Origin of the sequence: Micromonospora chalcea (assembly GCF_028768405.1) — a bacterium.
In the GTDB taxonomy this organism is placed as follows: domain Bacteria; phylum Actinomycetota; class Actinomycetes; order Mycobacteriales; family Micromonosporaceae; genus Micromonospora; species Micromonospora chalcea.
On record NZ_CP118233.1, the window covers coordinates 4,976,970 to 4,986,207 of the forward strand.

Annotated in this window: 8 protein-coding genes and 2 tRNA genes; 2 read left to right on the forward strand and 8 right to left on the reverse strand. The window is 73.6% G+C overall.

The window, feature by feature from the left end; translation table 11 throughout:
* Positions 1-55: 55 nt before the first annotated feature.
* The 7 genes from PVK74_RS22225 to PVK74_RS22255 all read right to left on the reverse strand — a co-directional run bounded on the left by PVK74_RS22225 (position 56) and on the right by PVK74_RS22255 (position 5,432).
* Positions 56-129, reverse strand: a tRNA-Asp gene (locus tag PVK74_RS22225).
* Between the two features lie 33 nt (positions 130-162).
* A tRNA-Glu gene (locus PVK74_RS22230) sits at positions 163-235 on the reverse strand.
* 143 nt (positions 236-378) lie between these two features.
* Positions 379-1,164: a polysaccharide deacetylase family protein gene (locus PVK74_RS22235; RefSeq protein WP_043327523.1), complete on the reverse strand. Its 786-nt coding sequence runs from the start codon at positions 1,162-1,164 to the stop codon at positions 379-381.
* Positions 1,165-1,239: 75 nt separating this feature from the next.
* A complete protein-coding gene (locus PVK74_RS22240; RefSeq protein ID WP_064448346.1) occupies positions 1,240-2,187 on the reverse strand; it encodes a MerR family transcriptional regulator in 948 nt (315 codons plus the stop codon).
* Positions 2,177-2,770, reverse strand: coding sequence for an isopentenyl-diphosphate Delta-isomerase (idi, locus tag PVK74_RS22245; RefSeq protein ID WP_274477123.1), 594 nt, complete (start codon positions 2,768-2,770; stop codon positions 2,177-2,179). Before idi ends, PVK74_RS22240 begins: the two co-directional genes overlap by 11 nt.
* Positions 2,767-4,248 carry a phytoene desaturase family protein gene (gene crtI, locus PVK74_RS22250; protein WP_274477124.1) on the reverse strand — a complete coding sequence of 494 codons (1,482 nt, stop codon included), beginning with the start codon at positions 4,246-4,248 and terminating at the stop codon, positions 2,767-2,769. Before crtI ends, idi begins: the two co-directional genes overlap by 4 nt.
* Before the next feature lie 29 nt (positions 4,249-4,277).
* A complete protein-coding gene (locus PVK74_RS22255) occupies positions 4,278-5,432 on the reverse strand; it encodes a polyprenyl synthetase family protein (protein WP_274477125.1) in 1,155 nt (384 codons plus the stop codon).
* 64 nt (positions 5,433-5,496) lie between these two features.
* Between PVK74_RS22255 and PVK74_RS22260 the strand changes: the two genes are divergently transcribed.
* Complete coding sequence (locus PVK74_RS22260) at positions 5,497-6,423, forward strand: phytoene/squalene synthase family protein (protein WP_043327518.1); 927 nt, start codon at positions 5,497-5,499, stop codon at positions 6,421-6,423.
* Positions 6,420-7,742 carry a cryptochrome/photolyase family protein gene (locus PVK74_RS22265; protein ID WP_274477126.1) on the forward strand — a complete coding sequence of 441 codons (1,323 nt, stop codon included), beginning with the start codon at positions 6,420-6,422 and terminating at the stop codon, positions 7,740-7,742. The genes PVK74_RS22260 and PVK74_RS22265 overlap by 4 nt, the downstream gene beginning before the upstream one ends.
* Before the next feature lie 362 nt (positions 7,743-8,104).
* Here PVK74_RS22265 and PVK74_RS22270 read toward each other — a convergent pair whose 3' ends face one another.
* Positions 8,105-9,205, reverse strand: a complete 1,101-nt coding sequence (locus tag PVK74_RS22270; protein WP_274477127.1) for a serine hydrolase domain-containing protein — start codon at positions 9,203-9,205, stop codon at positions 8,105-8,107.
* Positions 9,206-9,238: the final 33 nt, after the last annotated feature.

Below are 9,238 nucleotides of genomic sequence, written 5' to 3' on the forward strand. Positions count from 1 at the left end.
CGCATGAGCCGATACGCAGAACGCCGCGCATTGAGCTGCGCGGCGTCAGCGCTTGCGGTCCTGACGGGACTTGAACCCGCGACCTCCGCCTTGACAGGGCGGCGAGCACTCCAACTGCTCCACAGGACCTGGCTGGTGTTGCATCCGGCGCGAGCCGGACCGTGCCCCCAACGGGATTCGAACCCGTGCTACCGCCTTGAAAGGGCGGCGTCCTGGGCCGCTAGACGATGAGGGCGGCCCCGCCATCATTGCACACTCGCAACTTCAAGCGGACTTGCTCCCATCCGGCCCCGCCGGAGGCAGGAGAAGCATATGTCATGTCTGCACGGACGGCCAAACCGGTATGGGCATGGCCGCGACGCCGGGCAAAACCGCAGGTCAGGGTAGTCGCGCGATGCCGTACCGCCGCTTCAGGTCCGGGATCAGGTGCCGGCACGCGGCCATCGTCTGGGCCCGGTCACCGCCCGCGTCGTGCATCAGCACGATCGAGCCGTTCCGGGTGGCGCCCTTCACCCGCTTGATGATCGTCTTCGCCGGCGGGTGGTCCCAGTCCTGCGGGTCCACGCTCCAGTGCAGCGGGCGCAGGCCCATCTGCCGGGCCACCACGATCTCCTCGGCGGTCCACCGGCCGCCGGGCTGGCGGAACCAGGTGATCGGCGCCTTGGGCGCGGCGGCGCGGATGGCGTCGTTGGTCCGTTCCAGGTCGGCCCGGATCTCGGTGGCCGACCGCCGGCCGAGGTTCACGTCGTGGTGCCAGCTGTGGTTGCAGAGCTGGTGACCCTCGCGGACGATCCGGGCCACCAGCTCCGGGTAGCGCTTGGCCTGCTGGCCGACCACGCAGAACGTCGCGGTGACCCGGGCCGCCCGGAGCTGGGCCAGGATCTGCGGGGTGTAGCGGGGATCCGGTCCGTCGTCGAAGGTGAGCGCCACCCCGCTGCTCCCGCTGGCCCGGTGCAGGCCCGCCGGGAGCTTCTTGGGCACCGGGCGCAGCTTCGGCTTCCTGGGGGTGGCGGTCGGGGTCGGTGAGGGCTTCGTCACGGGCGACGGCGACGCCGAGACCGACGGCGAGGCCGCCGCCTGATCGGGTGACTTGCCGGCTTCGCCGCAGGCGGTGACGAGGAGCACCAGGCCCAGGGCGAGCGCCGGCAGGGCGCGTGGACGCATTCGTCGCTCCCGGAGGGGTCGGGGTCAGACGGACTTTCCGACCGTAGTGGACGCGCCCCGGAGCGAAAAGGGCCGTCAGCCCTTCGTCGACTGGTCCAGCGAGTCCCGTACCGCCAGGGCGAGGGAGAGCGCCTCGGCCAGATCCACCGGCCGGACCACCCCGGCCGGCAGCGAGTCGGCCCGCCAGCCGGGCCCGGCGGCGAGCACCAGCAGCGGCCGGCGGGGGACGGTCAGCAGCGCGGTGAGCTGGCACGGGTCGGCGGTCGCGCGGGTGTGCGACCAGAGGACCACGGCCGCCGGCCCGGTCCGGTTGACCGCCTCCACCAGGGCGGGCAACGGCACCCGGGCGCCGAGCATGCGACAGCTCACACCGGCCTCCGCGAGCGCGGCGGCGAGCGCCTCCAGCGGCAACGAGTGCTGTTCCTCGTCGGCGCAGGAGAGCAGGATCCGGGGCGGTCCGCCGTTCGGGTGGGCCCGGATCACCGTGGCGAACGCCACCGAGACGCACCGGGACATCAGGTGTTCCACCTCGATCAGGCCGGCGGTGGCGGCGTGCCGTTCCCCGATCCCGGTGAGCACCGGCCGGAGCAGCCCCTCCCAGGTCGCCACCACCCCGTCGGCGGCGAGCGCCTCGGCGATGGTCCGCGCGATGGTCACCGAGTCCAGGCGCATCGCGGCACGGGCCAGCCCCCGTGCGGCGGGGCCGGCCCGGCCGACCGGGATGGTCGTGCCGCCGCCGTCGCGTACCGCCGAGGTCCGTGCCTTGAGCGCGAGCCGGTCCGGCGGCGGCACGGCCGGGGCCTGCCGGGCCCAGCGGGCCGCCTCGGCGGGCGCCACCCCCTCGGTGGTCAGCCGGCGCATGATCTCCAGGCGGGCGAGGTCGGCGGGCGTGTAGCGCCGGTGGTGGCCCGGCACGTGCTCGCTGGGACCGAGGCCGTACCGCTGGTGCCAGGTGCGCAGCGTGGTGACCGCCACACCCAACCGGCGTGCCACGGCCCCCGCGCTCAGCGCCTCATCGGCCACCCGACCGCTCCGGTGCCTCGGAGGCCGCGACGCCCGGCCGGGCCGGGCCCGCCGGATGCAGCAGCCGGTTGACCACGCCGCCCAGCCACGGGGCGTACGCGCGGGGGTCGGCGTCCAGGTCGGCCACCACCGCGCCGGGGTCGGCCCAGCGCAGCTCGGCCACCTCGTCCGGATCGGGCCGCGTCACCAGGTCGGCGGGTACGTCGGCGCGCAGCACGTGGTCGTACTCGAACTCGACGCGGCCGGTCGCCGGGTCCTCGGCGTAGTAGATGTAGACGCCCACCTCGGTGAGCTCGACCGGGCCGACGCCGAGTTCCTCGCCGAGCCGCCGGTTGGCGGCCTCGGCCAGCGACTGGCCCGGCAGCGGGTGCCCGCAGCAGGAGTTCGCCCAGCGCAGCGGAAACCGCGTCTTCACCGCGGCCCGCTGCTGCAGCAGCACCCGCCCCTGCGGGTCGACCAGGAGCACCGAGAAGGCCCGGTGCAGCCGGCCGGGTGGCTGGTGGGCGGTCGCCACGGTGGTCTCGCCGAGCACCTGCCCGTCGTCGCCGACCAGCTCGACCAGGTGTTCCTCCCGCTCGCTCATGCCGTCGCCCCGGTGATCCGGGCCGCCGCGAGCTTGCCGCTGATCAGCACCATCGGTACCCCCACGCCCGGCTGCGTGCCGGAGCCGACGAAGACCACGTTGTCCAGCTTCCGGTGCAGGTTGGAGGGGCGGAACGGCCCGGTCTGGAAGAGGCTGTGCGCGGCGGCGAACGGCGTGCCGGCGGCCATGCCCTGCGCCGCCCAGTCGGCCGGGGTGACGGCCCGCATCACCTCGATGCCGTCGCCGAAGCCGACGTATCCGCGTTCCTCCAGCGTGCCTACGAGCTGGTCGGCGTACCGCTGGGTGAGGTCGCCCGTCCAGTCGAACGGCGCCCGCTCCAGGTTCGGCACCGGCGCCAGCACGTAGTAGGTGTGCTTCCCGGCCGGCGCCACCGACGGGTCGGTGCGGCTCGGGTTCGTCACCAGCAGCGACGGGTCGGTCATCAGCTCGCCTCGGCGGATCACCTCGTCGAACGTCCCCTTCCAGGAGCGCCCGAAGTGGATGTTGTGGTGGGCGATCTTGCCATAGCCCTGCGTCGAACCGATGTGCAGCACCACGCAGGACGGCGAGTAGGTGAGCTTGCGTTGCCGGCTGGGCGGCAGCAGGTCCTCGTAGGCGACCGGCAGGTCGGGGTTGAGCACCACCGTGTCGGCGGTGACGAAGTCGCCGTCGGAGGTGATCACGCCGGTGGCGCGGCCGTTGGCGGTCTCCACCCGGGTCACCGTGGTGCCGTACCGGAACTGCACGCCGTGCTTCTCGGCCGCGCCGGCCATCCCGCGGGAGACCGCGTGGATGCCGCCGCGCGGGAAGCAGACACCGGCCACCGAGTCGAGGTACGCGATGACCGCGTAGATCGCCAGCGCGTCGTGCGGCGACAGGCCCGCGTACATGGCCTGGAAGGAGAAGATCCGCTGGGTACGCGGGTCGCGGAAGAACTGGTTGATCTTCGTCTGGAGCCGCCGGAAGGCGCCGTTGGCGAACAACTTCAGCAGGTTGCCGGTGAGCAGGTCGGTCGGCGCGTCGAGGTTGCGCTCGATGAAGTCGGCCCGTTCCCACTGCCACAGGTTGCGGGCGTAGTCGACGAAACGCAGGTAGCCGTCCGCCTCCCGGGGACCGCAGACACGCGCGATCTCGGCCGCCATCCGGGTGGTGTCGGTGATGACGTCGAGCGTCGACCCGTCCGGGTAGTAGGCGCGGTACGCCGGGTCGAGCGGGCTCAGGTCGAGCCAGTCGGTCAGCTCCTCGCCGACCGCGCCGAGCGCCTCGGCGATCAGGTCGGGCATGGTGAGGACGGTCGGGCCGGTGTCGAACTCGTACCCGTCGACGCTGAGCCGCCCGGCGCGCCCGCCGGGCACCGGCTCGCGCTCCAGCACCGTCACCTGCCGGCCGCTGCCGGCCAGGTGCAGCGCGCACGCCAGTCCACCCAGCCCGGCGCCGACCACCACCACCCGGTCGGTCCGTCCCTTGACGGTACGCATTCCGGCCCCCTTGCTCGCGAAGTTGCTCATCATGCCCGCCGCGCGGTGGCGGCGGTGGCGAGACCCGTCAGCGCGGTGCGCGCGGTCTCGTCGATCGGTGCGGTGCCGAGCGCGGCGAGCGCCTCGGTGACCCGGTCGGCGATCATCCGTTCCACCCGGGCGGTGGCGCCGGTGTCGCGGACCACGTCGGCAAGCCGGTCCACGTCGCGTGCCGTGGTGACCGAGCCGGCCCGGTCCAGCGCCCGGCGCTGCGCCGGGTCGGCGAGTTGCCGGGCCAGCATCAGCAGCGCGGTCGGCTTGCCGGTACGCAGGTCGTCCCCGGCCGGCTTGCCGGTGGTCTCCGGGTCGCCGTAGACGCCGAGCAGGTCGTCGCGGAGCTGGAACGCCTCGCCGACGGCCAGCCCGTACCGGGTGTACGCGGCGATGAGCGGGTCGTCCGGGTCGGTGCCGGCCAGGCAGGCGCCGAAGAGCAGCGGCCGCTGGACGGTGTAGCTGGCGGTCTTGTACCGGGCCACCCGTAGCGCCCGGTCGACCGTCCAGTTCCCCGCGTCGTTCTCGCCGAGCACGTCCAGGAACTGCCCGGCGACCGTCTCCACCCGCATCTGGTCGTAGCAGCGGCGCACGTCGAGCAGCCGCTCGGCGGGGACCGCCGCGTGGCCCATGAGCCGGTCGGCCCACACCATGCAGAGGTCGCCGATGAGTACGGCGACCGCTTCGCCGTACCGGTCGGGGTCGCCCGCGTGCCCGGCGGCGCGGTGCCGGGCGGCGGCGGCCCGGTGCGCGGTCGGCAGCCCGCGCCGGGTGTCGGAGGCGTCCATCACGTCGTCGTGCACGAGTGCGAACGTGTGCAGCAGTTCGAGGGCGGACAGGGCCGGGAGCGCCGAACACATCGGTTCCTCCCCGCCGACAGCGCCCCGCCATCCCCAGTACGCGAACGTGGGCCGGACCCGTTTGCCGCCGGCCAGCACGCAGTCGCGCGCGGTTGCGGCGAATGCACCCATCGCTGCGTCGATCTCGGTCAGCGAATCGACTTCCGCGGCCAGGAACGCCACCAGCGTCTCATCGACCCCTTTGATCAGGTCTTTCGTGAACGCGGCCAGTACGCCGCGGACCGGATCGTCCGTCGCCCCGGCCTGAGCCGGCGCGACGCGGAGCGCATTACCCGCAACTGCGTCGTTGGCCATGTGGGCGAGCGTACCCTAGGGTTACGAGTTGCGTCGATTGCTGCGTCGAAACTGAGGAGGGCCGATGGACGTGGATCTGGCCGCCGCCTATGACCGCTGCCGCGAGCTGCACCGGCGTCACGGCCGTACCTACTATCTCGCCACCCGGCTGCTCCCCGCCTGGAAACGGCGACATGTGCACGCCTTGTACGGATTCACCCGCTACGCGGACGAGATCGTCGACCGCACCGAGGACCTGCCGCCCGCCGAGCGCGCGGCCCGGCTGCGCGAGTGGTCGGATCGATTCGTGGCCGGGCTGCACGGCGCGTCGGTCGACGACCCGCTGCTCCCCGCCGTGCTGCACACCATCGCCGTGTTCGACCTGGACCGCGACGACTTCGCGTCGTTCCTGCGCAGCATGGCGATGGACCTGACGGTGATGTCGTACCCGACCTACGACGACCTGCTCGACTACATGGAGGGCTCGGCCGCCGTCATCGGCACCATGATGCTGCCGATCCTGGGCAGCTCCGACCCGGCCGCCGCCCGGGAGCCCGCCCGCCAGCTCGGCTTCGCCTTCCAGCTCACCAACTTCATCCGGGACGTCGCCGAGGACCTCGACCGGGGCCGGACCTACCTGCCCGACGAGGATCTGGCCAAGTTCGACGTCACCCGCGCCGACCTCGTCGCGGCCAAGGCCGCCGGTCGCACCACGCCGCGCATCCGCGAGCTGATCGAGTACGAGGTGACCCGCGCGCAGGCCCACTACCTCGCCGCCGCGCCGGGCATCCCGCTGCTCAACCCCGCCTCGCAGGCGTGCATGCGCACCGCGTACGCGCTCTACGGCGGCATCCTGGACGAGGTCGCCGCGCAGGACTACGACGTCTTCGTCCGCCGGGCCCTGGTGCCGCAGCGGCGCCGGATGGCGGTGGCCGCGCGGGCGCTGCTCACCCCGCCCGGCACGCCGGTTCAGGTGCCCGGCCCGGCGCTGGAACCGGCCCTGGCCGGATGACCGGCCGGACGGCGGTCGTGCTGTTCACCCGCGACCTGCGGGTGCACGACCACCCGGCGCTGGCGGCCGCCTGTTCCGCGTTCGAGCGGGTGGTGCCGCTCTACGTGCTCGACCCGGAGTTGCAGCAGCTCTCGCCGAACCGCACCCGCTTCCTGCACCAGAGCCTGGCCGACCTGCGCGAGGCGCTGCGCAAGCGCGGCGGCGACCTGGTGATCAGGCGCGGCGACCCGGTGGCCGAGACGGTGAAGCTGGCCCGGAAGGTGGGCGCCGAGGGCGTCGGGCTCTCCGCCGACGTGAGCCACTACGCCCGCCGCCGGGAACGCCGCCTGCGCGCCGAGTGCGACCGGCACCGCATGTTCCTGCGGTTGTTCCCCGGCCTGACGATCGTCGAGCCGGGCGCGCTGCGCCCGAGCGGCGGCGACCACTACCGCGTGTTCAGCCCCTACTTCCGCGCCTGGCAGGGCGTGCGCCTGCGGGACGAACTGGCCGCGCCGAAGCGGGTCCGGCTGCCCGACGGCGTCGACCCGGGCCGCCTGCCCGACCCGCCGAAGGGCGACAGCCCGGCCGCCGCCGTGGGCGGGGAGAACGCCGCCCGCCGCCGGCTCACCGCCTGGCTGCCCACCCTCGACCGGTACGACGACATCCACGACGACATGGCCGGCGACGAGACCTCCCGGCTCAGCCCGTACCTGCGCTTCGGCTGCGTCTCCCCGCTGGCGGTGGCGACCCGGGCCGGCGACCGCGACGGCCCGTTCGTCCGGCAGCTCTGCTGGCGCGACTTCTACCACCAGGTCGTCGCCGGATTCCCGGACCTGTCCACGGCCGCCTACCGGCGGGGCGCCCGGGAGGACTGGCGGTACGACGAGCACGCGCTCGACGCCTGGACCGAGGGACGGACCGGCATGCCGATCGTGGACGCCGGCATGCGTCAGATGCGCGCCGAGGGCTGGATGCACAACCGGGCCCGCCTGATCACCGCCGGCTACCTGACCAAGCACCTCGGGCTGGACTGGCGGCCCGGCCTGGAAGTCTTCTTCCGGTGGTTGCTCGACGGCGACCGGGTCAACAACTCCGGCAACTGGCAGTGGGTGGCCGGCACCGGCAACGACACCCGGCCGTACCGCGGCTTCAACCCGGTACGGCAGGCCGAGCGCTACGACCCCGACGGCGCGTACGTGCGGCGGTGGGTGCCGGAGCTGGAATCGGTGGCGGGCAAGGCGGTGCACCAGCCGTGGCGGCTGCCCGACGCTGTGCGTCGCACGCTCGACTACCCGCCGCCGCTGGAGGTGCCCGGCGCCGACCCGGTCTGGCTCCGCTGACGCCCTCCCCCTCGCCGCCCGCCGCCCGCCGCCCGCGCACGAGCGCGAACGTCACACGAGCCCAACGTCGCTGGCGGCCCGCGCGGGCCGCAGCACGGCGCCCACGATTACTGCGGGTGACTGCACCTCTAGCCCGCGCCTATCCACCTCCGCCGACTTTGCTCTGCAGCCATATCCGCACCCGTTGCGGAACGTGACCGGTGCGGGCCTCTCGCGGATTTCGGACCTAGCGGAAATCCGCTGCTCAACTCGGTGCTGCGCCAATGGGTGCAGAGCAAAGTCGGAAAAGGGGAAGCCAGGCGCGACTGCCGGCCGAATGCGCTGCGTGACGACGCGCCGGAATCACAGAACGTGACTAACCGTCAGAGGCAGGAGTGCAGCGCCTCGACCAGCTCCTCCACCCGATCGTGGTCGGCCAGCCGGGCGGTCGCGTACGCGAAGGTGTAGCCCCGCTCCGGGTCGGCCCAGGCGCTGCTGCCGCCGATCCCGCCCATGCCCCAGCTGCCGTCCGGCTCCCACTGCATGCCGAGCGTCCAGTCCACCGGCCGGTCCAGCAGCAGGTCCGGCCCGGAATACTGCACCCGCGTCGCCTCGGCGACCAGCTCCGGGCTGAACAGACGTACCCCGTCCAGGGTGCCGCTGGCGAGCAGGCCCGCGTACAGCCGGGCGAGCCCGGCGGCGGTGGCGTGCAGGTTCACCGCCGGGATCTCGGCGGCCCGCCAGAGGTCGCTGTTCACCATCGCGACGTCGCGCCCGCCGGGCGGGTTGTCCAGCGCCCGCGCCCGCAACGAACCCGGCTCGCCGCGCATCGCGTCCGGCCAGGCCGGATCGGCGTACGACAGGTCGGCGCACCGCCGCCGGTCGGTCTCACCCAGCCCGAAGGCCAGGTCCAGGCGCCACGGACCGGCGATCTCCTCGGCCAGGAACCGGCCCACCGGCCGCCCGTCCACCCGGCGGACCAACTCGCCCACCAGGTGCCCGTACGTCCAGGCGTGCTCGCCCGCGACGGCGCCCGGGTCCCACTCCGGCTCGGCCGTCGCCAGGTCGGCGCAGAGCAGGCCCCAGTCGGCGATGGCCGCGGCGGGGCGGGGCACCGGGAAGGCGGGCAGCCCGGCGGTGTGGGCGAGGACCTGCCGGACGGTCGCCGGGGTGCGGAACTCCGGCCAGTACGCCGACACCGGCGTGTCCAGGTCGACCCGGCCCCGGTCGACGAGCAGCAGTAGACAGAGCGCCACCACCGGCTTGCCGGTCGAGTAGACGTCCACGAGCGTGTCCGGACGCCACGCGCGGTCCGCCCCTGCCATCGGTGCGACCGCACTGGGCGGGACCGCCGCCGCCGTGCCGCCCATCAGCTCGATCACCGGTACGCCGTCGTGCCACACCGCGAGCGACGCGCCGGTCTCCCGGCCGGTGACGAACAGGTCGTGGAAGCAGTCCCGGACCGGGGTGAAGCGCGTGTGCATGCGGCCACGGTAGGCGGTCGCGTTCGTGACGAG

What these genes read in the sequence shown, in the direction of transcription:
- idi (WP_274477123.1), bottom strand. Translation starts at nt 2,770, where the DNA reads ATGAGCGAGCGGGAGGAACACCTGGTCGAGCTGGTCGGCGACGACGGG.
- PVK74_RS22265 (WP_274477126.1), top strand. Translation starts at nt 6,420, where the DNA reads ATGACCGGCCGGACGGCGGTCGTGCTGTTCACCCGCGACCTGCGGGTG.
- PVK74_RS22260 (WP_043327518.1), top strand. Translation starts at nt 5,497, where the DNA reads ATGGACGTGGATCTGGCCGCCGCCTATGACCGCTGCCGCGAGCTGCAC.
- crtI (WP_274477124.1), bottom strand. Translation starts at nt 4,248, where the DNA reads ATGCGTACCGTCAAGGGACGGACCGACCGGGTGGTGGTGGTCGGCGCC.
- PVK74_RS22270 (WP_274477127.1), bottom strand. Translation starts at nt 9,205, where the DNA reads ATGCACACGCGCTTCACCCCGGTCCGGGACTGCTTCCACGACCTGTTC.
- PVK74_RS22235 (WP_043327523.1), bottom strand. Translation starts at nt 1,164, where the DNA reads ATGCGTCCACGCGCCCTGCCGGCGCTCGCCCTGGGCCTGGTGCTCCTC.
- PVK74_RS22255 (WP_274477125.1), bottom strand. Translation starts at nt 5,432, where the DNA reads ATGGCCAACGACGCAGTTGCGGGTAATGCGCTCCGCGTCGCGCCGGCT.